Consider the following 25,844-nt stretch of genomic DNA (forward strand, 5'->3'; position numbering starts at 1 on the left):
GCTTGCTAACTCGAGGTGGCGTATATTACGCTTTCCTCTTTCAGAGTCAACCCTAATTTTCAGGATTTTTTCTCTTTCTTCCCGGCCGCTGTGTGAAGTGAATCACTTGCGCCGTGTCGATGGAGGCGCATTATAGGGATCCGAGTTTTTTGCACAACCCCTTTTTTGATCTTTTCTTTCTGTTTGCACACTTTTCAGCCCTTCCGTGTGGATCTTGTGCGATCAGGGCCATTTTCAGCAGGATCCGGCGCTGCCGTTGGTTGTAATTCCATCGCCAGGGTCTAGTATTGCCGGTAAATATGATCCCGACGTGAGGCAGCACTATGTCCGATGCAGTACGTTCTTATCTTCAATACACCCCCAAACTCGGTCAGCGTGTATTGATCGATCCTTCCAGCGTCGTGATCGGCGACGTCGATCTGGCGGATGACGTCAGTATCTGGCCGCTGGTCGCTATCCGCGGTGACGTCAATGCGGTAAAGATCGGCGCGCGCAGCAATATTCAGGACGGCAGCGTACTGCATGTGACTCACCGTTCCGAACACAACCCAGACGGTTATCCCCTGCTGATTGGGGAAGACGTGACCGTGGGCCATAAAGCGATGCTGCACGGCTGCGCCATCGGCAACCGGGTGCTGGTCGGTATGGGATCGATCCTGTTGGACGGTGTAGTAGTAGAAGACGACGTAATGATTGGCGCCGGCAGTTTGGTGGCGCCGGGCAAACGGCTGGCCAGCGGCTATCTTTATATGGGGAGCCCGGCACGCCAGGTTCGGCCGTTGACCGCCGCCGAGTTGGAAGGATTGCTTTATTCTTCTAACAACTATGTGCGTTGGAAAGACGAATACCTGTCGGAAGACATCTGACGGCCACCCCGTTCCCTATATAGAGAACGGGGTGGGAATTATGCCGCCAGTTCGCTGCGCAGCTGGCGCAATACCGGCTCGATCTCTGGCATCACTCCGTGCCAAAGCAGGAAAGCATGCGCCGCCTGCCCCACCAGCATGCCCAACCCATCGGCATATTCCGTTGCCCCTTGCTGCTGCGCCCAGGCCAGGAACGGCGTGACGCCCTGCTGATAGAACATGTCATAGCAACGGGTTTGCGCGTTCACCACACCTGCGGGCAACGCCGGGATCTCCCCGCTGATGCCGGACGCCGTCGCGTTGATCACCAGATCGAACGCTTGCTGATTCAGTTGATCCATCGGCGCCGCCGAGATCTCTCCCAGATGCCGGAAAGCGTCGGCCAACTCCTCGGCGCGGCTGAAGGTGCGGTTGGTGATCGTGAGCCGGCAGCCGAAAGACAGCAGCGGCAGGATCACGCCGCGCGCCGCGCCGCCGGCCCCCACCAGCAAGATGCGATCCTGCGGCCGGATCAATTGCTGACGCTGCAGGTCGGTCAGCAAACCGATGCCATCGGTGTTGTCCCCCAGCAGACCGCCATTCGGCAATACCTTCAGGGTATTGACCGCGCCGGCCATCGCTGCGCGCTCGCTCAGCTCGGAAGCGGCCTCATAAGCGCGCTCTTTGAAAGGCACCGTGACGTTCGCCCCCAGCCCTCCGGCGTGGATAAACGCCTGCAGGCTGGTTTCAAAACCGTCCAACGGCGCCAACACCGCTCCATAAGGATGCTCAATGCCAGTCTGGGCAGCGAACAGCGCATGAATCCGCGGCGACTTGCTGTGACCAATAGGGTTGCCAAATACCGCAAACTTCTCCATGCCCATTACCTCTAGCCCTGACGGATCTGTTCGCCGGTCAGAGCATCTCTGATTTCGGAAGGATTAAGACGGCCACCCACCTCGCCGGCCAATACCGGGAAAGCCTCGCCGAATTGCCGCGCGACTTCATCCGCACTGCGGCACGGCTCCTGCCCACTGAGATTGGCACTGGTCGATACCAGTGGCTTGCCGTACTGCCGGCACAGTTGCTGCACCAACGGGTGATCGCTAACGCGCACCGCCAGCGAGCTGAAACGCCCGGTCAGTAAACGTGGCGTCTCCGGCCGGGCAGGCAACACCCAGGTTACCGGCCCAGGCCAGCTGGCGAACATCGTCACGCGCTGCTGTTCGCTGAGCGCGCTGTCGTCGATATAGGGCTTAAGCTGCGTATAGTCGGCGGCGATCAGAATCAGCCCCTTTTCCCACGGCCGCTGTTTCAATGCCAGCAAAGCATTGACCGCCTGTTCGCTGTCGGGATCGCACCCCAGGCCGAATACCGCTTCGGTGGGATAGGCAATCACCTGCTGTTGATGCAAAGCATCGATGATAGATAAAAGGTTCGGGCTTAATTCTGAGTTCATGATGTGATTATTCTGTAGTCGCCACGGGTTTTCCGCACAGCTTGCTGGCGCAGCACAGGACGGGGCCTTTTGCCGTACGTTTTTCCATCAGCAGCGGGTAATGGCAATAGGCGCATTCACCGGCGACGGGTTTAACATTGAGGGCGAATTGGCATTCCGGATAACGATCGCAGGAATGAAAAACCTTGCCGTAGCGCGATTTACGCTGCAACAGCTTGCCCTGACCGCACTGCGGACAGGTAATGGCGGTTTCATCAGGCTTATCGATCACTTCAGTGTGATCGCACTGCGGATAATCGCTGCAACCGATAAACATGCCATAGCGCCCCTGGCGCAGCACCAACGTCGCCTGACACTTCGGGCACTGCTGCCCATCCAGCACCTTGACGACATGCCCGTCGGCCTGCGCTTTCAGCGGCCGAATATATTGGCATTCAGGGTACTGGGAACAGCCGAGGAAGGGGCCGTGGCGACCGCTACGGATCACCAGCTCGGCCCCGCATTCCGGACAGGGTTCATTTTGCCTGGCGGCAAAAATCGCGTTTTTTGTCATAACGTCTTCTATGCGCGTTATCGGCTCAATGCAGATAACCTTCGTTCACTTCAAACAACAGTTCTTCCATTTGCTGATAGGCGCTTTCATATCCGGGAATATTAAACAGCACCATCAACACGACCCATTTCAGATCTTCGAGATCGAATTCCGCATTATCCAAAGCCATAACGCGGTCGATAACCATTTCACGGGTTTCGAGGTTCAATACCTGAATCTGTTCCAGGAACAGGAGAAAACCACGGCAGCCGGCGTCCAAACGCGCGCTTTCCTCTTCGGTGTAGATCCGCATTGCCAGCGGATCGGCATCCATAAAGTAAGGCGCATTTTGACCTTCTTGCAGGTCAGCCAGCTTTTCAAGCCAATTCAACGCGTTGTAGATATCATCCCGATGAAACCCCGCCTGGGCGAGATCATCGGTCAGTTGATCCTGATCGACGCGCATCTCTGGTTCATTGTGGATATAAGTTTCAAACAAGTACATGAGTACGTCGAACATGGCTTGCCCTCCTTATTCGGACATAGCCGCCGGGTACAGCTGCGATCCACCCTGCTAACTCCAGTTCGAGTAACTTGATTACCACCACTGGCACAGGTTGGCCGGCACGTTCAGCGACGACGTCAACAGGTGTCACCTCATCTCCTACGTTAGCCAACACATCGGCAAATGGCAATTCAACTTCAGCCTGCGACGCACAAATAGTTGTATTTTCGTTCAGTGGCAGCCATTGAAGGCCGCTTCCCAGCAATTCTGCGATATCTTTCGGCCCGGTAACCAGATGCGCGCCCTGCTGAATTAGCCAGTGCGTGCCTTCGCTCATCGGGTTCCCTAACGGCCCCGGCAAGGCGAATACCTCACGCCCCTGCTCCAGCGCATAGCGGGCCGTCACCAGGGTACCGCTGAGCAACGAGGCTTCTATGACCAGAACGCCCTGGCTCAGCCCGCTGATAATGCGGTTGCGGCGCGGAAAATGGTCGGCCAGAGGCAAATCGGTGACCAAATGATCCGAAATCACCGCGCCGCCCTGCTCGACAATCTGCTCCGCGAGCCTGCGGTGCCGGCGTGGATAAACATTGGCCAACCCGCTGCCCAATACCGCTACCGTGCAACCGCCGGCCGCCAGCGCTGCGCGATGGCAAATGCCGTCGATGCCGATCGCCAAACCGCTGGTGATGGTGAAACCGCAACGCGCCAATTCCGCGGCGAAATGATTGGCCCAACGCTCGCCGTAGTGGCTGAACTGCCGGCTGCCAACCATGGCGAGCTGCGGACGCAGCAACGCTTGAGGATCGCCCTCGATCAGCAAAAACAGCGGCGCATCGTCGATCTGGGCCAGGCGTTCCGGATAGCCGGCCGCCCCATAGTTCAGCATACGGTGCGCCGGCAGTTCCAGCCAACGCAGGCTGGCCGCCAGATAAGCGGGATCCGCTTGGTTGAACTGCGCCCGCTGCCGCTCGTTCAACCCCAGTTCACGCAACGCGCTGCGAGGCTCGCGCCCCATTTGCGATAGCTGCCGCACAATCCGGCTGGCCACGACGGTCTGCAGCCCCGTTACCCCTCGCATCCGTAAAGCGATCTCTTCCGGCCGCATCGTCTGTTCCCTCAGCAAAAACGGTGGTATTACCAATCTGAGCAATTGGTGCGCAATGCTGTCAATCAGGCCGGGAAATGTCTAGAATGGAGGTTAAACCTCGTTCATTACTCGGATACAGATCTAAAGATATATGTCAGTCTTGCAGGTATTACATTTCCCAGACGAGCGTCTGCGCAAAATCGCAGCGCCGGTAAAAGAAGTCAATGCAGATATCCAGCGCATCGTGGATGATATGTTTGAAACCATGTACGCAGAGGAAGGCATTGGCCTGGCTGCGACTCAGGTGGATATCCATCAGCGCATTATCGTGATCGACGTCTCCGAGAATCGCGATCAGCGCCTGGTGCTGATCAACCCGGAGCTGCTGGAAAAGAGCGGCGAAACCGGCATCGAGGAAGGCTGTCTTTCCATTCCCGAGCAGCGTGCGTTGGTACCACGTGCCGCGCAGGTGAAGATCCGCGCGCTGGATCGCGAAGGCAAACCTTTCGAACTGGAAGCGGACGATCTGCTGGCGATCTGCATCCAGCACGAGATGGATCACCTGATGGGTAAACTGTTCGTCGATTACCTGTCGCCGCTCAAGCGTCAGCGCATTCGTCAGAAACTGGAAAAAATGGCCAAGCTTCAAGCCCGCGCCTAACCGATCAGGAAATCAACGTGTCTGACTCTTTACGGATTATTTTCGCCGGAACACCAGACTTCGCAGCGCGTCATCTTGACGCGCTGTTGTCATCTGAGCACCAGATTGTCGGCGTTTTTACCCAGCCCGACCGCCCGGCAGGCCGCGGCAACAAGCTGACGCCAAGCCCGGTAAAAGTGCTGGCTGAGCAACACCAACTGCCGGTATTTCAGCCCAAATCGCTGCGCCCCGAAGAGAACCAGCGCCTGGTGGCCGATCTTAACGCCGACGTGATGGTGGTGGTTGCCTACGGGCTGATCCTGCCGCAGGCGGTGCTGGATATGCCGCGTCTCGGTTGCATCAACGTACATGGCTCACTGCTGCCTCGCTGGCGCGGTGCGGCGCCGATCCAGCGCTCGCTCTGGGCCGGCGACAGCGAAACCGGCGTGACCATCATGCAGATGGACGTCGGTCTCGATACCGGCGACATGATGCACAAGATTGCCTGCCCGATTGAGAACAGCGATACCAGCGCCAGTCTCTACGACAAGCTGGCGCAGCTCGGCCCGCAGGGCATGCTGACGACGCTGCGCCAAATGGCCGACGGCAGCGCCACCCGCGAAGTGCAGGACGACGCGCTGGTTACCTACGCCGAGAAGCTGAGCAAAGAAGAAGCTCGCCTGGACTGGACGCTGTCCGCCGAACAACTGGAGCGCTGCATCCGCGCCTTCAACCCTTGGCCGATCAGCTACTTCACTATCGACGAGCAACCGGTGAAAGTCTGGCAAGCCAGCGTACTGGCGCAAAGCGCCAATGCGGAGCCGGGCACCGTTGTCCATGCCGACAAGCACGGCATTCAGGTGGCGACCGCCGACGGCATCCTCAATCTGATCCAACTGCAGCCCGCCGGCAAGAAACCGATGTCGGCGCAGGACCTGTTAAATTCACGCCGTGAATGGTTTACCCCGGGTAACCGGCTGTAAGTCACCCCACTGCCCGGCCGTTCATCGCCGGGCCGTTATTTTCTTAATGCCGATCGTTATCAGCTTCAGCCTATGAAAAATAATTACAATCTCCGCAGCATCGCTGCCAAAGCCATCGGCCAGGTGCTGGATCAAGGGCAGTCGCTCAGCACTGTCCTGCCGGCGCTGCAAACCACCATCAGCGATAAGGACCGCGGGTTGCTGCAGGAACTGTGCTTCGGCACGTTGCGCGTGCTGCCGCAGCTCGAATGGTGCATTCAACAATTGATGGCCAAGCCGCTGACCGGCAAACAGCGTACGCTGCACTATCTGCTGATAGTCGGCCTGTATCAGCTGCTGTATACCCGTATCCCGCCGCACGCCGTATTGGCCGAAACCGTGGAAGGCGCGGTGGCGCTGAAACGCCCACAGTTGAAAGGCCTGATTAACGGCGTCTTGCGGCAATTCCAGCGCCAGCAGGAAGAGCTGCTGCAGCGCGCCGCCAACAATGACAGCCGCTATCTGCACCCGAGCTGGTTGCTGAAACGCATTCAACAAGCCTATCCCGCCAACTGGGAACAGATCGTCGACGCCAATAACCAGAAGCCACCAATGTGGCTGCGCGTCAACCGCCTGCATCACACCCGCGAAGCTTATCTGCAGTTGTTGACCGACGCAGGCATCGCCGCGGAGCCTCATTCAGACTATGCCGACGCGGTGCGTTTGCTGGCGCCTTGCGCCGTGACCGATCTGCCTGGGTTCGCCGACGGCTGGGTCACCGTGCAAGATGCCTCAGCCCAGGGCTGTGTCGATCTATTGGATCCGCAAGACGGTGAACAGATCCTCGATTTGTGCGCCGCGCCTGGCGGCAAAACCACGCATATTCTGGAAGCGGCGCCGAAAGCGCACGTCATGGCGGTCGATATCGACGAACAGCGCCTGGCGCGGGTGAAGGAAAACCTGCAGCGCCTGCGTTTGCACGCAGAGGTTAAGCTGGGCGATGGCCGCACCCCGCAGCAATGGTGCGGTGACAAGCAGTTCGACCGGATCCTGCTGGACGCGCCTTGTTCCGCCACCGGCGTGATCCGCCGTCACCCCGACATCAAATGGCTGCGCCGCGATCGCGACATCGCCGAACTCGCCGCGCTGCAGGCCGACATCCTGGAAGCCGTTTGGCCCCATCTGAAATCGGGCGGCGTGATGGTTTACGCCACCTGCTCTATCCTGCCGGATGAAAACAGCAGCCAGATCGCCGCGTTCTTGCAGCGCCACGCCGATGCCAAGCTGGTTGAAACCGGCGATCCGCAGCGACCGGGGCGGCAGAATATCCCGCATCCCGAGGACGGCGATGGCTTCTTTTACGCTAAGCTGATTAAAATGTAATGCTTCGGGGCGTGCGTGCGCGCCCTAAGTCTTTCAGTGTGAAGCAGGGAACACGATGAAAATAATTATTCTTGGTGCCGGTCAGGTTGGCGGGACGCTGGCGGAAAACCTGGTGGGTGAAAACAACGATATCACCGTCGTCGATACCGATTCCGGCCGGCTGCGTCAGCTGCAGGATAAATTCGATCTGCGGGTGGTTCAGGGGCACGGCTCTCACCCTCGGGTGCTGCGCGAAGCCGGCGCGGAAGACGCTGACATGCTGGTCGCCGTCACCAACTCCGACGAAACCAACATGGTTGCCTGCCAGATCGCCTATTCTCTGTTCAATACCCCCAACCGCATCGCCCGTATCCGCGCGCCGGAATATATCCGCGAGTCGGAGAAACTGTTCCTGCCGGAAGCGGTGCCGATCGACCATCTGATTTCACCGGAGCAGCTGGTCATCGACTATATCTACAAGCTGATTGAATACCCCGGCGCGCTGCAGGTGGTCAACTTCGCCGAAGGCAAGGTCAGCATCGCTGCGGTTAAAGCCTATTACGGCGGCCCGCTGGTCGGCAATGCGCTCTCTTCGATGCGCGAACACATGCCGCATATCGACACCCGCGTCGCCGCTATTTTCCGCCAGGACAGACCAATACGTCCGCAAGGCTCGACCATTATCGAAGCCGGTGATGAAGTCTTCTTCGTCGCCGCATCACAGCACATCCGTGCGGTGATGAGCGAACTGCAGCGGCTGGAAAAACCCTATAAGCGCATCATGATCGTCGGCGGCGGCAACGTCGGCGCCGGCCTGGCCGCCAAGCTGGAAAAAGACTACAACGTCAAACTGATCGAGCGGAACCAGCAACGCGCCGCCGAACTGGCCGAGCAGCTGCACGATACCATCGTGTTCTACGGCGATGCCTCCGACCAGGAGCTGCTGGCCGAAGAGCACGTCGAACAGGTGGATGTCTTCATCGCCATCACCAACGACGATGAGGCCAACATCATGTCCGCCATGCTGGCCAAGCGCATGGGCGCCAAGAAGGTGATGGTCTTGATCCAGCGCCGCGCCTATGTCGATCTGGTGCAGGGCAGCGTGATCGATATCGCCATTTCGCCGCAGCAGGCGACCATCTCCGCCCTGTTGGGGCACGTGCGCAAAGCGGATATCGTCAGCGTCTCGTCGCTGCGCCGCGGCGTGGCGGAAGCGATCGAAGCGATTGCCCACGGCGATGAAAGCACGTCCAAAGTGGTCGGCCGCATCGTCGAAGACATCAAGCTGCCACCGGGCACCACCATCGGCGCGATCGTACGTGGTGACGACGTGATCATCGCCAACGGCAACAGCAAAATCGAACAGGGCGATCACGTCATCATGTTTATTACCGACAAGAAATTCGTGCCGGACGTTGAACGCCTGTTCCAACCGAGCCCGTTCTTCTTGTAGAACAAATTTATTAGGCGGTGGTCTATAATCGCGTAGTTGTTCTCTGCCTTGGGAGGAGATAAAACTTCTCTCCTTTTGTGGCAAAGGGAAATTGCTTTGTTAAACTTGAGTTATTAATTCTGCAAGGGGTGCGTTCTATGAGTATGTTGAAAGAGTTTCGCGAATTTGCCATGCGTGGCAACGTGGTCGATCTGGCCGTCGGTGTGATTATCGGTGCCGCATTCGGCAAGATTGTTTCGTCCTTCGTGGCCGATATCATCATGCCACCACTGGGATTACTGATCGGCGGCGTCGACTTTAAACAATTCCATCTGGTATTACGTGAAGCTCAGGGCGCCGTACCGGCGGTGGTAATGAACTACGGTTCATTCATTCAAACCGTATTCGACTTCGTGATTGTCGCCTTCGCCATCTTCCTGGCAATTAAATTGATGAACAAAATGCGCCGCAAGCAGGAAGAAGCGCCGGCAGCGCCGCCAGCACCTACCGCAGAAGAGAAACTGCTGACGGAAATCCGTGACCTGCTGAGCCAGCAACAGCAGCCAAAACTGTAAAACAGCGTTTGGTTATGCCAATAAAAAGCCACCTGACGAAGGTGGCTTTTTTAATGCCTTAAAACCAGAAGGCCAGTGGTAAATTATCGCTTGATAGTTTACCACTGGCCTCCCAGTTACCGCCTTTGCTGTGTTTTTCTTTACGCCGATAGCTGCCTTTGCCTTTCACATTCTTTTCTACTCGTTGACGGAATAGCGGATCATGCAGCAGCGCCTCAATGGCGTTATCTTGAATCTGACCTTTAGTGTGACGATATTTCGTCATGATAATGCTCCTGTAAAAGGTGTGGTGATAAAACGGGGCGATAATACTGCCGGCGGTATAAAAATTAAAGTGCCGTCAGCAACCTTTTTTCCCTTTTTCATCGCTGGCGCCCTGTTCCAAGGCTTCCAGAATAGAACAATAATTGCTGGTATGGGCAGTACCGCAGCAGGCATCACTCAGCCGCTTCAGCGATTCGCGCATGCGAGTCAGCTCCGCCAACTTGCTTTCCACTTCGCTCAGGCGCGCATCGACGATCGACTTCGACTCCTGGCAGGTATGATGTTCAGGATCGACGCGGATCGACAGCAGCTCAGCGATCGTTTCCAGAGTAAATCCCAGCTGCTTGGCATAGCGAATGAAGCGCAGCCGCTGCAGATCCTGCTCGGTGTAGAGCCGATAACCACCTTCGGTGCGGACATTGTGATCCATCATGCCCTGCTTTTCATAGTAACGCACGGTATCCGGCGTCACTTCGGCAAGCTTGGCCAACTGACCTATCTTGAACATTACTTCTCCTCCCGGGTGAATTTGCCGTCCAATGCACGCTGATATTCACCATGCAAGAAAGCCGTACTCATCCCAGCCTGACGCAACCGGTGCTCCAGCAGCGCCATGCGTTTGCTGAGTTCGACATAGTCCTGATGCTCACTGTTAATCCCTTGCAGCAAACGAGCAACGGTCAACGCCTCTTTGCGATCTTCCAGCTCCGGCGGCAGGTAACCGGCATTTTTCAGCAAACGGTAACCGGCGCGCAGTTCAGCCGGCACCGCGCTGTCATCTTCCAGCGCCAACGGTTGGCCCTGGCCGGGCAGATTGTCGAACTCGCCTTTATCCTGGGCATCAAGGATATGACGTTCCGCCCATTGATCGAGCAGCCCCATGAAAGACAGCCTCGGTTAGCCTAATGATTAAACCTTAGCATAGCGGATAGGGGCGGGGATCTTAAGCGCAGCGGGGGAATTACGCACATTTGGCTGGGTTTGGACGTAAAAAAACCGGGCAAGCCCGGTTTTTTTACGCGTCTACAGATTACTCTGCAGTTGCTACTTCTGCTTGAGACTCAGCACGATCAACCAGCTCGATGTATGCCATCGGCGCGTTGTCGCCTGCGCGGAAGCCACACTTCAGAATGCGAGTGTAACCACCGGCACGGCTCGCGAAACGCGGGCCCAGCTCGTTAAACAGTTTTGCCACGATCTCGTTATCACGAGTACGGGCGAATGCCAGACGACGATTAGCTACGCTGTCGGTCTTGGCAAGAGTAATCAGCGGCTCAACAACGCGACGCAGCTCTTTTGCTTTTGGCAGGGTCGTCTTGATGATCTCATGACGAACCAAAGAGCCGGCCATGTTACGGAACATAGCCTGGCGATGGCTGCTGTTACGGTTCAGTTGACGACCACTCTTACGATGGCGCATGACCTTATCCTTCTCAGTAAAACCTTAACCTGTGATCCGGTTACTCGTCAGCAATGCTTGCCGGCGGCCAGTTTTCCAGGCGCATGCCCAGAGACAGACCACGTGAGGCCAGCACGTCTTTAATCTCGGTAAGAGATTTTTTACCCAGGTTTGGCGTTTTCAGCAACTCAACCTCGGTACGCTGTACCAGATCACCGATGTAGTGGATAGCTTCTGCCTTGAGGCAGTTAGCAGAGCGGACAGTCAATTCCAGATCGTCAACAGGGCGCAGCAAGATCGGATCGAATTCCGGTTTCTCTTCTTTAACTTCCGGCTGACGTACATCACGCAGGTCAACGAAAGCTTCAAGTTGTTCAGCCAGAATGGTGGCCGCACGGCGGATCGCCTCTTCAGGATCGATCGTGCCATTGGTCTCCATCTCGATGACCAGCTTATCCAAGTCAGTACGCTGTTCTACACGCGCAGCTTCAACATTGTAGGCGATACGCTCTACAGGGCTGTAGCAGGCGTCAACCAACAGACGACCGATTGGGCGCTCATCTTCTTCCGAATGAATTCGGGCAGAAGCCGGCACATAACCGCGACCGCGCTGAACTTTGATACGCATGCTGATAGCCGCGTTCTCATCAGTCAGGTGGCAGATCACGTGCTGAGGCTTGACGATTTCGACATCACCATCATGGGTGATGTCGGCAGCGGTCACAGGGCCAATGCCAGATTTATTCAGGGTAAGAATAACTTCGTCTTTGCCTTGAACTCTCACCGCCAGCCCTTTCAGGTTGAGCAGGATCTCCAGGATATCTTCCTGTACGCCTTCTTTGGTGCTGTACTCATGCAGTACACCATCAATCTCAACCTCGGTCACCGCGCAACCCGGCATAGATGAAAGCAGAATACGGCGCAGTGCGTTGCCAAGAGTATGGCCAAAGCCACGCTCTAAAGGCTCAAGGGTCACCTTGGCGTGCGTCGAACTGACTTGCTCGATATCTACCAGGCGCGGTTTTAGAAACTCTGTCACAGAACCCTGCATTGTGTCCTCTCTTTGGTACTAAGCTTTACTTGGAGTAAAGCTCGACGATCAGGTGTTCGTTAATGTCCGCAGACAGATCGGTACGTTCAGGCATACGCTTGAACACGCCTTCCATCTTAGCAGCATCAACTTCCAGCCAAGTCGGCTTTTCACGCTGCTCAGCCAGCTCCAGAGAAGCTTTAACACGAGACTGCTTTTTAGCTTTCTCGCGGATGCTGACTACGTCATTCGGAGATACCTGATAAGAAGCGATGTTAACAACGCGACCGTTTACCATAACTGCTTTGTGGCTAACCAGCTGACGTGACTCTGCACGAGTAGCGCCGAAGCCCATACGGTAAACAACGTTGTCCAGACGACCTTCCAGCAGCTGCAACAGGTTTTCACCGGTGTTGCCCTTCAGGCGGGTTGCTTCTTTGTAATAGTTACGGAATTGACGCTCCAGAATGCCGTACATACGGCGAACTTTCTGCTTCTCACGCAACTGAACACCGTAATCAGACAGACGCGGTTTACGCGCACCGTGCTGACCAGGTGCTTGTTCAATTTTACACTTGGAATCGATCGCGCGAACGCCAGACTTAAGGAACAGGTCTGTGCCCTCACGACGGCTCAGCTTGAGCTTAGGACCCAAATATCTTGCCATTTTCTTTCTCCAACAATCCTAAAAGCTGCGTTACACGCGGCGCTTTTTCGGCGGACGACAACCGTTATGAGGGATCGGAGTCACATCAGTAATGTTAGTGATGCGGAAACCAGCCGCGTTCAGAGCGCGGATAGTAGACTCACGACCAGGACCAGGTCCTTTAACCATAACTTCCAGGTTCTTGATACCGTATTCTTTTACTGCGTCAGCACAACGTTCTGCTGCAACCTGTGCTGCGAACGGAGTGGACTTACGAGAACCACGGAAACCGGAACCACCGGCTGTTGCCCAACCCAAAGCATTACCCTGACGATCAGTGATGGTAACGATGGTGTTGTTGAAAGAAGCATGGATATGAGCCACGCCGTCAGAGACTTGCTTTCTTACACGCTTACGTGTACGAACAGGTGCCTTTGCCATTATTCAATAACCCCGATTATTTCTTGATCGGCTTGCGCGGACCCTTACGGGTACGAGCGTTGGTCTTGGTGCGCTGACCGCGTACCGGCAGACCACGACGATGACGCAAACCACGATAGCAACCAAGGTCCATAAGACGCTTGATGCTCAGGGTAATTTCACGACGCAAATCACCCTCAACGGTGTATTTGGCAACTGCATCACGAAGCTTTTCGATTTGCTCTTCAGACAGCTCACTGATCTTAACATTTTCAGCAATACCCGTGGATGCACAGATAGCCTGTGAACGGGTTTTACCGATACCGAAGATCGACGTTAAGGCGATAACGGTATGTTTATGATCAGGAATGTTAATGCCTGCTATACGGGCCACTATGCACTCCTACTATTTTATACAGCAACACCATTCTGAAAAGCCCGTTTTCAGGATACTCAAATAGTGTTGCAGTGCGACATACAAAAGATTGGCTGGCTAATCTAGCCAGCTCAACCCAACTTTGCAAGAAAAATATGCGAGATAATCAGCCTTGACGCTGTTTATGCTTCGGCTCGGCGCTGCAAATCACACGAACGACACCGTTACGCTTAACGATTTTGCAGTTACGACATAATTTCTTGACGGAAGCACGAACTTTCATTTTTACTCTCCGTAACTTCTCAAACGAATCTGACTAGCGGTTATAGCCTTTCAGATTTGCTTTCTTCAATGCAGACTCGTACTGACTTGACATCATCAGAGTTTGCACTTGAGCCATAAAGTCCATGATGACGACAACCACGATCAGTAGCGAGGTACCACCAAAGTAGAATGGTACTTTCATTGCATCACGCATGAACTCCGGGATCAGGCAGATGAAAGTAATGTACATCGCGCCCACCAGGGTTAAACGCGTCATTACTTTATCGATATACTTCGCCGTTTGCTCTCCCGGACGAATTCCTGGTACGAAGGCACCGGACTTCTTCAGGTTATCTGCTGTCTCACGCGGGTTGAAGACCAACGCCGTGTAGAAGAAACAGAAGAAGATGATTGCAGACGCATAGAGTAACACATAAAGCGGTTGCCCTGGCTGCAAATACAGCGAAATCGTAGTCAGCCAGTTCCAACCGGTACCGCCCCCAAACCATGATGCAATCGTGGCCGGGAACAGAATAATGCTGGAAGCGAAAATCGCCGGGATAACACCCGCCATGTTCACTTTCAACGGTAAATGTGTGCTCTGTGCTGCATAAACACGACGACCTTGTTGACGCTTCGCATAGTTAACGACGATACGACGTTGACCACGCTCGATGAAAACAACGAAGAAGGTTACTGCAAACACCAATACTGCAACCAACAGCAGCAGGAGGAAGTGCAGGTCGCCTTGCCGCGCTTGCTCGATAGTATGGGCCACTGCCGGCGGGAGCCCCGCTACAATACCCGCGAAGATAATGATCGAGATACCGTTGCCGATACCGCGTTCAGTAATCTGCTCACCCAGCCACATCAGGAACATTGTCCCGGTTACCAGGCTCACAACCGCAGTAAAGTAGAATGCAAAGCCTGGATTTAACACCAGGCCCTGCATACCAGGCATATTCGGCAGACCGGTAGCAATACCGATCGACTGGAATATGGCCAATACCAGCGTACCGTAACGGGTGTACTGGCTAATCTTGCGACGGCCAGCCTCCCCTTCTTTCTTGATTTCCGCCAACGCTGGATGAACCACCGTCAGCAGCTGGATAATGATCGACGCCGAGATATACGGCATGATCCCCAGAGCAAAGATAGAAGCACGGCTGAGGGCACCACCAGAGAACATGTTAAACATTTCAATGATAGTGCCTCTCTGCTGCTCAAGCAATTTGGCAAGCACAGTGGCATCGATACCAGGAATCGGAATGAAAGAGCCGATGCGGAAGACAATCAGCGCGCCGATGACAAACAAAAGTCTGCGCTTCAGCTCGCCGAGCCCGCCTTTAGCACTTTGAAAATCTAATCCTGGTTGCTTAGCCATCTGCTACTTATTCCTCAATTTTACCGCCAGCAGCCTCGATAGCAGCACGAGCGCCTTTGGTGACACGCAGACCACGCAGGGTTACCGGACGAGCGACTTCGCCAGAAAGTACAACTTTCGCGAATTCGATCTGGACACCAACTACGTTAGCGGCTTTCAGCGCGTTCAGGTCGATAACATCGCCTTCAACCAGAGCCAGTTCAGACAGACGAACTTCTGCCGTGATCATCGCTTTGCGTGAAGTGAAGCCGAATTTCGGCAGACGACGGTACAGAGGCATCTGACCACCTTCGAAACCACGACGTACGCCACCGCCAGAACGAGACTTCTGACCTTTGTGACCACGGCCGCCGGTTTTACCCAGGCCAGAACCAATACCACGACCTACACGCTTAGGCGCATGCTTGGCACCTTCAGCCGGAGACAGAGTATTTAAACGCATCTGTTACTCCTCAACTTTAACCATGTAGGAAACCAGGTTGACCATACCGCGAACAGCAGGAGTATCCTCGCGCTCTACGGTGTGACCAATACGACGCAGACCCAGACCGAGCAGAGTAGCTTTATGCTTCGGCAGACGGCCAATTGAGCTGCGAGTTTGTGTAACTTTAATAGTCTTAGCCATGGTCAATTACCCCAGAATGTCGGCAACGGATTTACCACGCTTAGCAGCGACCATTTCAGGAGACTTCATATTCGCCAGAGCGTCGATAGTTGCACGAACCACGTTGATCGGGTTGGTGGAACCATAAGCTTTAGCCAATACGTTGTGCACCCCAGCAACTTCGAGAACGGCGCGCATTGCACCGCCCGCGATGATACCGGTACCTTCATGAGCAGGCTGCATGAACACGCGAGAACCCGTGTGAGCGCCCTTAACAGGGTGCTGCAGGGTGCCGCTGTTCAGCGCGACGTTCATCATGTTGCGACGGGCTTTTTCCATCGCTTTCTGGATCGCTGCTGGAACTTCGCGTGCTTTGCCGTAGCCAAAACCAACGCGACCGTTACCATCACCAACTACAGTCAGTGCGGTAAAGCTGAAAATACGGCCACCTTTTACGGTTTTAGATACGCGGTTTACCGCGATCAGCTTTTCCTGCAGTTCGCCAGCTTGTTTTTCGATGTGAGCCATCTTAAACCTCTTCCTTAGAACTGAAGGCCAGCTTCACGGGCAGCATCTGCCAGTGCCTGGACTCGACCATGATATTGGAAACCGGAACGGTCAAAGGATACTTTCGCAATCCCTTTTTCCAACGCGCGCTCAGCCAGAGCTTTACCTACGGCTGCTGCTGCGTCTTTGTTACCGGAATACTTCAGTTGCTCCGCGATAGCTTTTTCTAAAGTAGAAGCGGCTACCAGTACTTCAGAACCGTTTGGAGCAATCACCTGTGCGTAAATGTGACGCGGGGTACGATGTACCACCAGGCGGGTTGCACCCAGCTCTTGGAGCTTGCGGCGTGCGCGGGTCGCACGACGGATACGAGCAGATTTCTTATCCATAGTGTTACCTTACTTCTTCTTAGCCTCTTTGGTACGCACGACTTCGTCGGCGTAACGAACACCTTTGCCTTTGTAAGGCTCAGGACGACGGTAAGCACGCAGATCTGCTGCTACCTGGCCAATTACCTGCTTATCAGCGCCTTTCAGCACGATTTCAGTTTGGCTTGGGCATTCAGCAGTGATACCTGCCGGCAGCTGGTGATCGATAGGGTGAGAGAAGCCCAGGGCCAAATTCACCACGTTGCCTTTAACGGCAGCACGATAACCAACACCTACCAGTTGAAGCTTTTTGGTGAAGCCTTCGGTAACACCAACAACCATTGCGTTCAGCAGAGCGCGCGTGGTACCCGCTTGAGCCCATGCGTTAGCAAAACCTTCGCGCGGAGCGAAAGTCAGTGCGTTAGCTTCTTGCTTCACTTCAACGGCGTCGTGGATAGTACGAGTCAACTCGCCGTTTTTACCCTTAATCGAAATAACCTGACCGTTGAGTTTTACCTCTACGCCGGCAGGAATGACGACGGGTGCTTTTGCAACACGAGACATTCTTTCCTCCCGAATTAAGCTACGTAGCAGATAATCTCGCCACCAAGACCAGCCTGGCGAGCTGCACGATCGGTCATAACACCTTTAGAGGTAGAAACAACAGCGATACCCAAACCGGCCATAACTTTTGGCAGCTCATCTTTTTTCTTGTAGATGCGCAGACCTGGACGGCTGATACGTTGAATGCTTTCTACCACAGCTTTGCCCTGGAAGTACTTCAGTACCAGTTCCAGAACAGGCTTGGCGTCGCCTTCGATTTTGAAATCTTCAATAAAACCTTCTTCCTTCAGCACGTTGGCAATTGCCACTTTCAGCTTGGAGGAAGGCATGGTGACCGCAACTTTGTTCGCGGCTTGACCGTTACGGATACGGGTCAGCATATCCGCGATCGGATCTTGCATGCTCATCTGTCTTTACTCCCGTGATTCAATTGGTAATTACCAGCTAGCCTTTTTCAAGCCTGGTACTTCACCGCGCATAGCGGCTTCACGAAGCTTAATACGGCTCAACCCGAATTTGCCCACATAACCATGTGGACGGCCAGTTTGGCGGCAGCGTTTACGCTGACGAGACGGGCTGGAATCACGCGGCAGAGTTTGCAGCTTGAGAACGGCATTCCAACGATCTTCATCGGATGCGTTCACATCAGAGATAATAGCTTTCAGTTCAGCGCGTTTTGCAAAGAACTTGTCAGCTAATTTCACGCGCTTGACTTCGCGTGCTTTCATTGATTGCTTAGCCATCAGTAACCCTGCCTTACTTGCGGAACGGGAAGTTAAAAGCAGCCAGCAGCGCGCGGCCTTCATCATCAGATTTCGCAGTAGTGGTAATGGTAATATCCAAACCACGAACGCGATCGACTTTGTCGTAGTCGATTTCTGGGAAGATGATTTGCTCACGCACGCCCATGCTGTAGTTGCCACGGCCATCGAATGACTTGGCGGACAGGCCACGGAAGTCACGGATACGTGGAACAGCAATGGAGATCAGGCGCTCAAGGAACTCCCACATGCGTTCGCCACGCAGAGTTACTTTACAGCCGATCGGATAGCCCTGACGGATTTTGAAGCCTGCAACAGATTTGCGGGCTTTGGTGATCAACGGTTTTTGACCGGAGATAGCTGTCAGGTCCGCTGCGGCGTTATCCAGCAGTTTCTTGTCAGCAATCGCTTCACCAACACCCATGTTCAGGGTGATCTTCTCGACCCGAGGGACTTGCATGACAGAGTTGTAATCAAACTGAGACATCAGTTGTTTGACTACCTCGTCTTTGTAGTAATCATGCAGTTTCGCCATCGTATTACTCCAAATTACTTGATAGTTTCGCTGTTAGATTTGAAGAAACGGACTTTTTTGCCGTCTTCGAATCTAAAGCCTACACGGTCAGCCTTGCCGGTAGCCGCGTTGAAGATAGCAATGTTAGAAACCTGAATTGCAGCTTCTTTTTCAACAATGCCGCCTGGTTGGTTCAGAGCCGGAACCGGCTTCTGGTGTTTCTTAACCAGGTTGATGCCTTCAACAATGACCTTGCCAGCAGACAGGACATTTTTTACTTTACCGCGCTTACCTTTGTCTTTCCCGGTAATCACGATAACTTCGTCATCACGACGGATCTTCGCTGCCATGTTCGCTCCTTAGAGTACTTCTGGTGCCAGAGAGATAATTTTCATGAACTTCTCATTACGCAGTTCACGAGTTACCGGCCCAAAAATACGCGTACCGATTGGCTGCTCGCTGTTATTGTTCAAAATAACGCATGCATTGCCATCGAAGCGAATGACAGAACCGTCCGGGCGACGTACACCCTTCTTGGTGCGCACCACTACCGCCTTCAGAACATCGCCTTTCTTCACCTTACCGCGAGGAATTGCTTCCTTGATGGTAATTTTGATGATGTCGCCGACGCCTGCGTAGCGACGGTGCGAGCCACCTAGAACCTTGATACACATTACGCGACGTGCACCGGAGTTGTCGGCGACGTTCAGCATAGTCTGTTCTTGGATCATTTTAGTGCTCCGCTAATGTCAACTACTACTTTAAAGACCCAAGTAAAAATTAGGCCGTTGAAAAGCCCCATAACCGAGGGCGCAGCATTATAACACCGCTTACTTGGTATGGGTAGAAAAAATAAACGGCTCATTTTCTGAGCCGTTTATTAAGTGAGAGCCAGCTACTCTATTACAGAATCGCTTTCTCTACAACGCGAACCAGCGTCCAGGACTTGGTCTTGGACAGTGGGCGGCATTCGCGGATTTCCACCACGTCGCCGGTACCACATTCGTTGTTCTCGTCATGTACGTGCAGCTTGGTCGTACGTTTGATGAATTTCCCGTAGATCGGGTGCTTCACAGTACGTTCGATAGCAACAACGATGGATTTCTCCATTTTATCGCTAACAACACGACCCTGCAGGGTACGGATAACTTCAGTCATTTACACACCCGCCTTTTGAGTCAGTAAAGTCTTAACGCGTGCGACGTCACGACGCACTTGTTTCAACAGGTGAGTTTGTTGCAGCTGGCCACTGGCCGCCTGCATGCGCAAGTTGAATTGCTCACGCAGCAGGTTGAGCAGCTCGGCATTCAGCTCTTCAACGCTTTTTTCACGCAGCTCTTGTGCTTTCATTACATCACCGTCTTAGTTACAAAGGTGGTTTTGATCGGCAGTTTCGCTGCTGCCAGTTTGAATGCCTCGCGGGCAACCTCTTCTGGCACGCCGTCCATTTCGTACAGGACCTTACCAGGCTGGATCAGGGCAACCCAATACTCCACGTTACCCTTACCTTTACCCATACGCACTTCCAGCGGCTTCTCGGTGATCGGTTTGTCCGGGAATACACGGATCCAGATCTTGCCTTGACGCTTAACTGCACGAGTCATTGCACGACGAGCTGCTTCGATTTGACGAGCAGTCAGACGGCCACGGCCAACAGCTTTCAGACCGAAAGTGCCGAAGCTAACATCCGTACCTTGCGCCAGACCACGGTTGCGGCCCTTGTGCACCTTACGGAATTTTGTACGCTTTGGTTGTAACATCAGCGACTCTCCTTACTTGCGGCCTTTACGCTGCTGCTTTTTAGGTTGAGCAGCCGGTTCCGGTTGTTCAACTGCAGCCATACCACCCAGGATCTCACCTTTGAAGATCCATACCTTAACGCCAATTACACCATAAGTGGTGTGCGCTTCAGATGTGTTGTAGTCGATGTCCGCACGCAGAGTGTGCAATGGAACACGACCTTCGCGGTACCATTCGGTACGTGCGATTTCAGCGCCGCCAAGACGGCCGCTTACTTCAACTTTGATACCTTTAGCGCCAAGACGCATTGCGTTCTGTACTGCACGCTTCATAGCACGACGGAACATCACGCGACGTTCCAGCTGAGAAGTGATGCTGTCAGCAACCAATTTAGCGTCGAGTTCCGGTTTACGGACTTCGGCGATGTTGATCTGTGCAGGAACGCCAGCGATGTCCGCTACGACCTTGCGCAGTTTTTCGACGTCTTCACCTTTCTTGCCGATAACGATGCCTGGGCGAGCAGTGTGAATGGTCACACGGATGCTCTTCGCAGGACGCTCGATAACGATGCGAGAAACGGAAGCTTTCGACAGTTCCTTAGTCAGGAATTGACGAACTTTAAAGTCGCTGTCCAGGTTGTCAGCGAATTCTTTGGTATTCGCATACCAAGTAGAGTTCCAAGGTTTGACAATACCCAGGCGAATACCATTAGGATGTACTTTCTGACCCATTGCTAGTCTCCAGAGTCTCAGCGATCGGACACAACCACAGTAATGTGGCTGGTGCGCTTCAGGATGCGATCTGCACGACCTTTTGCACGCGGCATAATGCGCTTCATGCTTGGGCCTTCGTCTACGAAGATTTTCGTAACTTTCAGATCATCGATGTCAGCGCCATCGTTGTGTTCTGCGTTAGCAATGGCAGACTCCAGCACTTTCTTAACCAGACCAGCAGCTTTCTTGTTGGTGTAGGTCAGAGTTTCCAGAGCTTGCGACACTTTCTTACCGCGAATCAGGTCAGCAACAAGGCGAACCTTCTGAGCAGAAGAACGAGCGTGGCGATGTTTAGCGATAGTTTCCATCTCTTCCTCCTACCTTAGCGCTTTTTAGCTTTTTTATCAGCCGCATGGCCGCGATAAGTACGAGTCGGCGCGAATTCACCCAGTTTGTGACCGACCATTTCATCGGAAACGAACACTGGTACGTGCTGACGACCATTATGGACAGCGATGGTCAAACCGATCATGTTAGGAAAGATCGTTGAACGACGGGACCAAGTGCGCAAAGGCTTCTTGTCACCGCTTTCCACCGCTTTCTCTACCTTCTTCAGCAAGTGCAGGTCAATAAAAGGACCTTTCTTGAGAGAACGTGGCATGGCTTATCCTCTAATTATTTTTTGCTACGGCGACGTACGATGAACTTATCAGTACGCTTGTTGCTACGGGTCTTCTTACCTTTGGTCTGAACGCCCCACGGAGTTACCGGGTGCTTACCAAAGTTACGACCTTCACCACCACCGTGCGGGTGATCTACCGGGTTCATCGCCGTACCGCGAACGGTAGGACGAACACCACGCCAACGTGCAGCACCTGCTTTACCCAGAACGCGAAGCATGTGTTCAGCGTTACCGACTTCACCCAGGGTGGCGCGGCAATCAGCTGGAACTTTACGCATTTCGCCGGAGCGCAGACGCAGAGTTACGTAGGAACCATCACGAGCAACGATCTGAACGTAGGCACCAGCGGAGCGAGCCATCTGGCCGCCTTTACCTGGTTTCATTTCTACGTTGTGAACCGTTGAACCAACTGGAATGTTGCGCATCGGCAGGGTGTTACCCGCTTTGATTGCAGCATCAACGCCAGATTGAATCTGGTCACCAGCTTTCAGGCCTTTCGGCGCCAGGATGTAACGGCGTTCGCCGTCTTTGTACAGAACCAGCGCGATGTTCGCGGAACGGTTCGGATCGTACTCCAGACGCTCAACCACAGCAGGGATACCGTCTTTGTTGCGCTTGAAGTCAACCAGACGATAATGTTGCTTGTGGCCACCACCGATATGACGGGTGGTGATACGGCCATTGTTGTTACGACCACCGCTTTTGCTCAGTTTTTCCAGCAGCGGGGCATAAGGTTTACCCTTGTGCAGCTCAGGGTTAACCACTTTAACAACGTGGCGACGACCCGGAGATGTAGGTTTACATTTAACAATTGCCATTGTTCTTACTCCTCCGACTTACTCTGCGCCGCCGATGAAGTCCAGATTCTGGCCTTCTTTCAGGGTGACGTAAGCTTTTTTCCAGTCGCTACGACGACCAACACGCTGACCGTGACGCTTCACTTTCCCTTTAACTACCAGGGTGTTCACGTCTTCGACTTCGACTTCAAACAGTTTCTGCACTGCAGCTTTGATTTCTGCTTTGGTCGCGTCTTTGGCAACTTTGAGAACGATGGTGTTGCTTTTTTCCATCGCAGCGGATGCTTTTTCAGATACGTGCGGTGCACGCAGCACTTTCAGCAAACGTTCTTCACGGATCATGCCAGCATCTCCTCAACTTGCTTCACAGCATCAGCAGTCATAACCACTTTGTCGAAGGCGATCAGGCTAACCGGATCGATACCTGCTACATCGCGCACGTCAACCTTGTACAGGTTGCGAGCTGCCAGGAACAGATTCTCATCCAGTTCACCGGTCACGATCAGCACGTCTTCCAGAGCCATATCTTTCAGTTTCTGTGCCAGCAGCTTAGTTTTAGGCGCTTCTACAGAGAACTTCTCGACAACGATCAGACGATCTTGACGTACCAGTTCGGACAGGATGCTTTTCAGCGCGCCGCGGTACATCTTTTTGTTTACTTTCTGACTGTGGTCCTGTGGCTTAGCAGCAAAGGTCACGCCGCCTGAACGCCAGATCGGGCTCTTTACAGAACCTGAACGCGCACGGCCGGTGCCTTTCTGACGCCATGGCTTTTTGCCGGAACCAGTTACTTCAGCACGGGTCTTCTGAGCACGGGTACCTTGACGGGCACCTGCTGCATAAGCAACAACAACCTGGTGTACCAGCGCTTCGTTGAAATCACGACCGAAGGTAGTTTCGGAAACAGTCAGCGCGCTTTGCGCGTCTTTCAATACTAATTCCATTGCTATCCCCTTACGCCTTCACAGCTGGTTTAACGATCAGGTTGCCACCGGTTGCGCCCGGTACAGCACCCTTAACCAGCAGCAGGTTGCGCTCAGCGTCAACACGTACTACGTCCAGGCTCTGAACGGTTACGCGCTCATCACCCAGGTGGCCAGCCATTTTCTTGCCTTTGAACACTTTGCCCGGAGTCTGGTTCTGACCGATAGAACCCGGAACGCGGTGAGACAAGGAGTTACCGTGGGTAGCGTCTTGGGTACGGAAGTTCCAGCGCTTAACAGTGCCAGCAAAACCTTTACCTTTAGAAGTACCGGTAACATCGACTTTTTTAACGTCAGCGAAGATTTCTACGCTAATTTCCTGACCTGCAGCGAATTCTTGACCTTCTTCCAGGCGGAATTCCCACAGACCACGGCCAGCTTCAACGCCAGCTTTAGCGAAATGGCCCGCTTCCGGCTTGGTTACACGGTTAGCTTTTTTGCTACCGGTGGTAACCTGAACGGCACGGTAACCGTCGGTGTCCAGGCTTTTAACCTGAGTCACGCGGTTCGCTTCAATTTCAATTACGGTTACTGGGATAGAAACGCCATCTTCAGTGAAGATACGGGTCATACCCACTTTTTTACCGACTAAACCAATCATTGTTTCAACCTCTCAATCGCTCAATGACCTGATTAACCCAGGCTGATCTGCACGTCTACACCGGCAGCCAGATCCAGACGCATCAGAGCATCAACGGTTTTCTCGGTTGGCTCAACGATGTCAACCAGACGCTTGTGAGTGCGAATCTCGTACTGATCGCGCGCGTCTTTGTTGACGTGCGGAGAAATCAGAACGGTAAAGCGCTCTTTGCGAGTTGGCAGCGGGATCGGACCACGGACTTGCGCACCAGTGCGCTTTGCAGTCTCGACGATTTCCGCGGTTGATTGATCGATCAGACGATGATCAAACGCTTTCAGGCGGATACGGATTCTTTGGTTCTGCATGAGACCAGAGCTCCAATTATTTATAAACGTAAATAATTACTCCTCACACCCATTTCGATTGATGGGGGAGTGTAATCGTCAACATATAACCCCCATATCGGGAGTATTGTTCGAGAGGCAAAAAAGGCCTGCCAATCGACTGATTCGCTAAAATCAGGCTTACCAAGATTAGGTAAGCCCGCGCATTATACGCAAAATGGCCGAGGAAGCAAGCCGCAGTTGGAAATATGCTCAGGAAATCGTCATTTTTGCGCGCTCAGATGCAGTCGCGAGATGAAGGCGGCAAACAGGGTATGAATTATGCTTGGCAGGGACGCTCCCCTGCCCCACCGTAAAAACGGTTGCCGGCAGGAGAAACGATGACGAACAGAAGGCAGGTTTACTCTTTGCGCTCTAGAACCTGGGCCTGGGCATAGTTTTGAATACCGAGGCGAGCGATCAGATCCAGCTCGGTTTCCAGCCAGTCGATATGCTCTTCTTCATCGGCCAGGATGTCGATCATCAAATCGCGGCTGACGTAATCGTGGATCGAGTCGGCATAGGCGATACCTTCGCGCAGGTTTTTGGCCCCCGCCAGCTCCAGCGCCAAATCGGAACGCAGCATCTCTTCAATGTCTTCGCCGATGTTCAGCTTGCCGAGATCTTGCAGGTTCGGGATCCCTTCCAGGAACAGGATACGCTCGATGTAGCGATCGGCATGTTTCATTTCGTCGATCGACTCGTGGTACTCCTTGTCGTTGAGGCGCATTAACCCCCAATTCTTGAACATGCGGGCGTGCAGGAAATATTGATTGATGGCAACCAGCTCGTTACCGAGCAGCTTGTTGAGGTGAGCAATGATCTTTTTATCGCCTTTCATAGGTAATTCCTCCTGGCCAGTTCTAAAAGTGTAGAACCTGTAAGCCAAGAGTCAAAAATAACCTTACCCTTTGTTAGGCAACTTCATGCATTGGGATGATAGTTCCGCGTTCCTCCACCATAATCTGTCTTGCCTGACGAATGCACTTTCCACAATCGGTACCAATCGGCACAAGTTCACGCAGCTGCTTCATGGTATGGGGATTGTGCTGACGCACCGCATTACGGATCGCTTTGTCAGTCACCGCATTACACAGACATACATACATAGAGAGACTCACTTCTTAACCAATGCACTGAGTCTAAATGGGAATGGTTTTTATTTCAATTAAGATTTAAACAAATTGCATAAAAAAAGGGCACCGAAGTGCCCTTTTTTGTGTCGAAAAAATTATTCGCGATTAAGCGATAACTTTAGCTACAACGCCCGCGCCAACGGTACGGCCGCCTTCACGGATTGCGAAACGCAGACCGTCGTCCATCGCGATTGGGTGAATCAGGGTTACGACCATGTTCACGTTGTCGCCTGGCATTACCATCTCTACGCCTTCTGGCAGTTCGATGGTACCGGTCACGTCAGTTGTACGGAAGTAGAACTGTGGACGGTAGCCTTTGAAGAATGG

Annotated in this window: 44 protein-coding genes and 1 pseudogene; 6 read left to right on the plus strand and 39 right to left on the minus strand. The window is 53.6% G+C overall.

The features are described from left to right. Positions 1 to 323 precede the first annotated feature (323 nt). Positions 324 to 866, plus strand: a complete 543-nt coding sequence (locus tag ACF8MC_RS25280) for a gamma carbonic anhydrase family protein (RefSeq protein WP_004929699.1) — start codon at positions 324 to 326, stop codon at positions 864 to 866. Positions 867 to 904: 38 nt separating this feature from the next. On the opposite strand, the gene aroE is transcribed toward ACF8MC_RS25280, so the two are convergent. Genes aroE through dprA form a run of 5 tightly spaced genes read right to left on the minus strand, consistent with a single transcriptional unit; the run spans position 905 to position 4,449 of the window. Further along, positions 905 to 1,723: a shikimate dehydrogenase gene (aroE, locus tag ACF8MC_RS25285; RefSeq protein WP_033655293.1), complete on the minus strand. Its 819-nt coding sequence runs from the start codon at positions 1,721 to 1,723 to the stop codon at positions 905 to 907. Positions 1,724 to 1,734: 11 nt separating this feature from the next. Continuing rightward, positions 1,735 to 2,304 carry an L-threonylcarbamoyladenylate synthase type 1 TsaC gene (gene tsaC, locus ACF8MC_RS25290; protein ID WP_049196717.1) on the minus strand — a complete coding sequence of 190 codons (570 nt, stop codon included), beginning with the start codon at positions 2,302 to 2,304 and terminating at the stop codon, positions 1,735 to 1,737. A gap of 7 nt (positions 2,305 to 2,311) precedes the next feature. Beyond that, on the minus strand, positions 2,312 to 2,857 hold the full coding sequence (locus ACF8MC_RS25295) for a type I DNA topoisomerase (protein WP_004929705.1): 546 nt from the start codon (positions 2,855 to 2,857) through the stop codon (positions 2,312 to 2,314). Between the two features lie 25 nt (positions 2,858 to 2,882). Then, on the minus strand, positions 2,883 to 3,356 hold the full coding sequence (gene smg, locus ACF8MC_RS25300; protein ID WP_033650013.1) for a DUF494 family protein Smg: 474 nt from the start codon (positions 3,354 to 3,356) through the stop codon (positions 2,883 to 2,885). After that, complete coding sequence (gene dprA, locus ACF8MC_RS25305; RefSeq protein WP_164105777.1) at positions 3,328 to 4,449, minus strand: DNA-protecting protein DprA; 1,122 nt, start codon at positions 4,447 to 4,449, stop codon at positions 3,328 to 3,330. Before dprA ends, smg begins: the two co-directional genes overlap by 29 nt. A 133-nt stretch (positions 4,450 to 4,582) precedes the next feature. Here dprA and def point away from each other — a divergent pair, with 133 nt between their 5' ends. From def to mscL, 5 genes are all read left to right on the plus strand, one after another. Further along, complete coding sequence (gene def, locus ACF8MC_RS25310; protein ID WP_033636244.1) at positions 4,583 to 5,092, plus strand: peptide deformylase; 510 nt, start codon at positions 4,583 to 4,585, stop codon at positions 5,090 to 5,092. Positions 5,093 to 5,109: 17 nt separating this feature from the next. After that, a complete protein-coding gene (fmt, locus tag ACF8MC_RS25315) occupies positions 5,110 to 6,054 on the plus strand; it encodes a methionyl-tRNA formyltransferase (protein ID WP_041036932.1) in 945 nt (314 codons plus the stop codon). A 72-nt stretch (positions 6,055 to 6,126) separates the two neighbouring features. Beyond that, positions 6,127 to 7,416, plus strand: coding sequence for a 16S rRNA (cytosine(967)-C(5))-methyltransferase RsmB (gene rsmB / locus ACF8MC_RS25320; RefSeq protein WP_164105776.1), 1,290 nt, complete (start codon positions 6,127 to 6,129; stop codon positions 7,414 to 7,416). Between the two features lie 55 nt (positions 7,417 to 7,471). After that, positions 7,472 to 8,848, plus strand: a complete 1,377-nt coding sequence (trkA, locus tag ACF8MC_RS25325) for a Trk system potassium transporter TrkA (RefSeq protein WP_033636248.1) — start codon at positions 7,472 to 7,474, stop codon at positions 8,846 to 8,848. Between the two features lie 137 nt (positions 8,849 to 8,985). Then, the gene (gene mscL, locus ACF8MC_RS25330; RefSeq protein ID WP_025304493.1) at positions 8,986 to 9,402 is read left to right on the plus strand and encodes a large-conductance mechanosensitive channel protein MscL; all 417 of its coding nucleotides are present in this window, start codon (positions 8,986 to 8,988) and stop codon (positions 9,400 to 9,402) included. Between the two features lie 58 nt (positions 9,403 to 9,460). On the opposite strand, the gene ACF8MC_RS25335 is transcribed toward mscL, so the two are convergent. The 34 genes and pseudogenes from ACF8MC_RS25335 to tuf form a co-directional block, all read right to left on the minus strand. Next, complete coding sequence (locus ACF8MC_RS25335) at positions 9,461 to 9,667, minus strand: alternative ribosome-rescue factor A (RefSeq protein ID WP_041036936.1); 207 nt, start codon at positions 9,665 to 9,667, stop codon at positions 9,461 to 9,463. Positions 9,668 to 9,742: 75 nt separating this feature from the next. Further along, on the minus strand, positions 9,743 to 10,174 hold the full coding sequence (zntR, locus tag ACF8MC_RS25340) for a Zn(2+)-responsive transcriptional regulator (protein ID WP_033636251.1): 432 nt from the start codon (positions 10,172 to 10,174) through the stop codon (positions 9,743 to 9,745). Then, on the minus strand, positions 10,174 to 10,548 hold the full coding sequence (locus tag ACF8MC_RS25345; protein WP_033655288.1) for a DUF1992 domain-containing protein: 375 nt from the start codon (positions 10,546 to 10,548) through the stop codon (positions 10,174 to 10,176). Before ACF8MC_RS25345 ends, zntR begins: the two co-directional genes overlap by 1 nt. 148 nt (positions 10,549 to 10,696) lie before the next feature. Then, a complete protein-coding gene (gene rplQ, locus ACF8MC_RS25350) occupies positions 10,697 to 11,086 on the minus strand; it encodes a 50S ribosomal protein L17 (protein ID WP_004929726.1) in 390 nt (129 codons plus the stop codon). Positions 11,087 to 11,126: 40 nt separating this feature from the next. Further along, positions 11,127 to 12,116: a DNA-directed RNA polymerase subunit alpha gene (locus ACF8MC_RS25355; protein WP_002919219.1), complete on the minus strand. Its 990-nt coding sequence runs from the start codon at positions 12,114 to 12,116 to the stop codon at positions 11,127 to 11,129. Positions 12,117 to 12,141: 25 nt separating this feature from the next. Beyond that, complete coding sequence (gene rpsD, locus ACF8MC_RS25360; protein ID WP_004929729.1) at positions 12,142 to 12,762, minus strand: 30S ribosomal protein S4; 621 nt, start codon at positions 12,760 to 12,762, stop codon at positions 12,142 to 12,144. A gap of 30 nt (positions 12,763 to 12,792) precedes the next feature. Next, complete coding sequence (rpsK, locus tag ACF8MC_RS25365) at positions 12,793 to 13,182, minus strand: 30S ribosomal protein S11 (protein ID WP_004929731.1); 390 nt, start codon at positions 13,180 to 13,182, stop codon at positions 12,793 to 12,795. 16 nt (positions 13,183 to 13,198) lie between these two features. Continuing rightward, positions 13,199 to 13,555, minus strand: coding sequence for a 30S ribosomal protein S13 (gene rpsM / locus ACF8MC_RS25370; RefSeq protein WP_004929734.1), 357 nt, complete (start codon positions 13,553 to 13,555; stop codon positions 13,199 to 13,201). Between the two features lie 148 nt (positions 13,556 to 13,703). Beyond that, a complete protein-coding gene (gene rpmJ / locus ACF8MC_RS25375) occupies positions 13,704 to 13,820 on the minus strand; it encodes a 50S ribosomal protein L36 (RefSeq protein WP_002227352.1) in 117 nt (38 codons plus the stop codon). Between the two features lie 33 nt (positions 13,821 to 13,853). After that, positions 13,854 to 15,185 (minus strand): preprotein translocase subunit SecY, encoded by a 1,332-nt coding sequence (gene secY, locus ACF8MC_RS25380; RefSeq protein WP_004929740.1) that lies wholly within the window; start codon positions 15,183 to 15,185, stop codon positions 13,854 to 13,856. Positions 15,186 to 15,192: 7 nt separating this feature from the next. After that, entirely contained in the window at positions 15,193 to 15,627 is a 435-nt protein-coding gene (rplO, locus tag ACF8MC_RS25385; RefSeq protein WP_004929742.1) for a 50S ribosomal protein L15, read from the minus strand. Between the two features lie 3 nt (positions 15,628 to 15,630). After that, the gene (gene rpmD / locus ACF8MC_RS25390; RefSeq protein WP_048232028.1) at positions 15,631 to 15,810 is read right to left on the minus strand and encodes a 50S ribosomal protein L30; all 180 of its coding nucleotides are present in this window, start codon (positions 15,808 to 15,810) and stop codon (positions 15,631 to 15,633) included. Positions 15,811 to 15,816: 6 nt separating this feature from the next. Continuing rightward, positions 15,817 to 16,317, minus strand: coding sequence for a 30S ribosomal protein S5 (gene rpsE / locus ACF8MC_RS25395; protein WP_004929747.1), 501 nt, complete (start codon positions 16,315 to 16,317; stop codon positions 15,817 to 15,819). A gap of 14 nt (positions 16,318 to 16,331) precedes the next feature. Then, positions 16,332 to 16,685, minus strand: coding sequence for a 50S ribosomal protein L18 (gene rplR / locus ACF8MC_RS25400; protein ID WP_004929748.1), 354 nt, complete (start codon positions 16,683 to 16,685; stop codon positions 16,332 to 16,334). 9 nt (positions 16,686 to 16,694) lie between these two features. Continuing rightward, complete coding sequence (gene rplF, locus ACF8MC_RS25405) at positions 16,695 to 17,228, minus strand: 50S ribosomal protein L6 (RefSeq protein ID WP_004929751.1); 534 nt, start codon at positions 17,226 to 17,228, stop codon at positions 16,695 to 16,697. Between the two features lie 14 nt (positions 17,229 to 17,242). Continuing rightward, a complete protein-coding gene (gene rpsH / locus ACF8MC_RS25410) occupies positions 17,243 to 17,635 on the minus strand; it encodes a 30S ribosomal protein S8 (protein WP_004929753.1) in 393 nt (130 codons plus the stop codon). Positions 17,636 to 17,665: 30 nt separating this feature from the next. Continuing rightward, positions 17,666 to 17,971, minus strand: coding sequence for a 30S ribosomal protein S14 (gene rpsN / locus ACF8MC_RS25415; RefSeq protein ID WP_004929754.1), 306 nt, complete (start codon positions 17,969 to 17,971; stop codon positions 17,666 to 17,668). A 13-nt stretch (positions 17,972 to 17,984) separates the two neighbouring features. Beyond that, on the minus strand, positions 17,985 to 18,524 hold the full coding sequence (gene rplE / locus ACF8MC_RS25420) for a 50S ribosomal protein L5 (protein WP_033636253.1): 540 nt from the start codon (positions 18,522 to 18,524) through the stop codon (positions 17,985 to 17,987). 14 nt (positions 18,525 to 18,538) lie between these two features. Further along, positions 18,539 to 18,853, minus strand: coding sequence for a 50S ribosomal protein L24 (gene rplX / locus ACF8MC_RS25425; RefSeq protein ID WP_004929758.1), 315 nt, complete (start codon positions 18,851 to 18,853; stop codon positions 18,539 to 18,541). Between the two features lie 9 nt (positions 18,854 to 18,862). Then, the gene (rplN, locus tag ACF8MC_RS25430; protein ID WP_000613954.1) at positions 18,863 to 19,234 is read right to left on the minus strand and encodes a 50S ribosomal protein L14; all 372 of its coding nucleotides are present in this window, start codon (positions 19,232 to 19,234) and stop codon (positions 18,863 to 18,865) included. 172 nt (positions 19,235 to 19,406) lie between these two features. Beyond that, positions 19,407 to 19,661 (minus strand): 30S ribosomal protein S17, encoded by a 255-nt coding sequence (gene rpsQ, locus ACF8MC_RS25435; protein ID WP_004929760.1) that lies wholly within the window; start codon positions 19,659 to 19,661, stop codon positions 19,407 to 19,409. Then, complete coding sequence (gene rpmC, locus ACF8MC_RS25440) at positions 19,662 to 19,853, minus strand: 50S ribosomal protein L29 (RefSeq protein ID WP_004929762.1); 192 nt, start codon at positions 19,851 to 19,853, stop codon at positions 19,662 to 19,664. It lies immediately after the preceding gene. Next, positions 19,853 to 20,263 carry a 50S ribosomal protein L16 gene (gene rplP, locus ACF8MC_RS25445; protein WP_004929764.1) on the minus strand — a complete coding sequence of 137 codons (411 nt, stop codon included), beginning with the start codon at positions 20,261 to 20,263 and terminating at the stop codon, positions 19,853 to 19,855. The genes rpmC and rplP overlap by 1 nt, the downstream gene beginning before the upstream one ends. 12 nt (positions 20,264 to 20,275) lie before the next feature. Then, complete coding sequence (rpsC, locus tag ACF8MC_RS25450) at positions 20,276 to 20,974, minus strand: 30S ribosomal protein S3 (protein WP_004929766.1); 699 nt, start codon at positions 20,972 to 20,974, stop codon at positions 20,276 to 20,278. A gap of 17 nt (positions 20,975 to 20,991) precedes the next feature. Then, positions 20,992 to 21,324 carry a 50S ribosomal protein L22 gene (gene rplV, locus ACF8MC_RS25455; protein ID WP_002223844.1) on the minus strand — a complete coding sequence of 111 codons (333 nt, stop codon included), beginning with the start codon at positions 21,322 to 21,324 and terminating at the stop codon, positions 20,992 to 20,994. Positions 21,325 to 21,338: 14 nt separating this feature from the next. Beyond that, positions 21,339 to 21,617: a 30S ribosomal protein S19 gene (gene rpsS / locus ACF8MC_RS25460; RefSeq protein WP_004929772.1), complete on the minus strand. Its 279-nt coding sequence runs from the start codon at positions 21,615 to 21,617 to the stop codon at positions 21,339 to 21,341. A 14-nt stretch (positions 21,618 to 21,631) separates the two neighbouring features. Beyond that, positions 21,632 to 22,456 carry a 50S ribosomal protein L2 gene (rplB, locus tag ACF8MC_RS25465; protein ID WP_004929775.1) on the minus strand — a complete coding sequence of 275 codons (825 nt, stop codon included), beginning with the start codon at positions 22,454 to 22,456 and terminating at the stop codon, positions 21,632 to 21,634. An 18-nt stretch (positions 22,457 to 22,474) separates the two neighbouring features. Then, the gene (gene rplW, locus ACF8MC_RS25470) at positions 22,475 to 22,777 is read right to left on the minus strand and encodes a 50S ribosomal protein L23 (protein ID WP_004951179.1); all 303 of its coding nucleotides are present in this window, start codon (positions 22,775 to 22,777) and stop codon (positions 22,475 to 22,477) included. After that, complete coding sequence (gene rplD, locus ACF8MC_RS25475) at positions 22,774 to 23,379, minus strand: 50S ribosomal protein L4 (RefSeq protein WP_004929779.1); 606 nt, start codon at positions 23,377 to 23,379, stop codon at positions 22,774 to 22,776. Before rplD ends, rplW begins: the two co-directional genes overlap by 4 nt. A 10-nt stretch (positions 23,380 to 23,389) precedes the next feature. After that, the gene (rplC, locus tag ACF8MC_RS25480; protein WP_015379265.1) at positions 23,390 to 24,019 is read right to left on the minus strand and encodes a 50S ribosomal protein L3; all 630 of its coding nucleotides are present in this window, start codon (positions 24,017 to 24,019) and stop codon (positions 23,390 to 23,392) included. Between the two features lie 32 nt (positions 24,020 to 24,051). Further along, positions 24,052 to 24,363, minus strand: a complete 312-nt coding sequence (rpsJ, locus tag ACF8MC_RS25485) for a 30S ribosomal protein S10 (protein WP_001181005.1) — start codon at positions 24,361 to 24,363, stop codon at positions 24,052 to 24,054. Positions 24,364 to 24,742: 379 nt separating this feature from the next. Then, a complete protein-coding gene (gene bfr, locus ACF8MC_RS25490; RefSeq protein ID WP_033636255.1) occupies positions 24,743 to 25,222 on the minus strand; it encodes a bacterioferritin in 480 nt (159 codons plus the stop codon). Positions 25,223 to 25,295: 73 nt separating this feature from the next. Next, a complete protein-coding gene (gene bfd / locus ACF8MC_RS25495; RefSeq protein WP_015379266.1) occupies positions 25,296 to 25,490 on the minus strand; it encodes a bacterioferritin-associated ferredoxin in 195 nt (64 codons plus the stop codon). Between the two features lie 132 nt (positions 25,491 to 25,622). After that, positions 25,623 to 25,844, minus strand: a pseudogene (tuf, locus tag ACF8MC_RS25500) (elongation factor Tu); the annotation flags it as partial.

The sequence above is a fragment of the Serratia sp. LACPHL-BACT-2024-00286 genome, assembly GCF_043109535.1.
Taxonomy (GTDB): Bacteria; Pseudomonadota; Gammaproteobacteria; order Enterobacterales; family Enterobacteriaceae; genus Serratia; species Serratia sarumanii.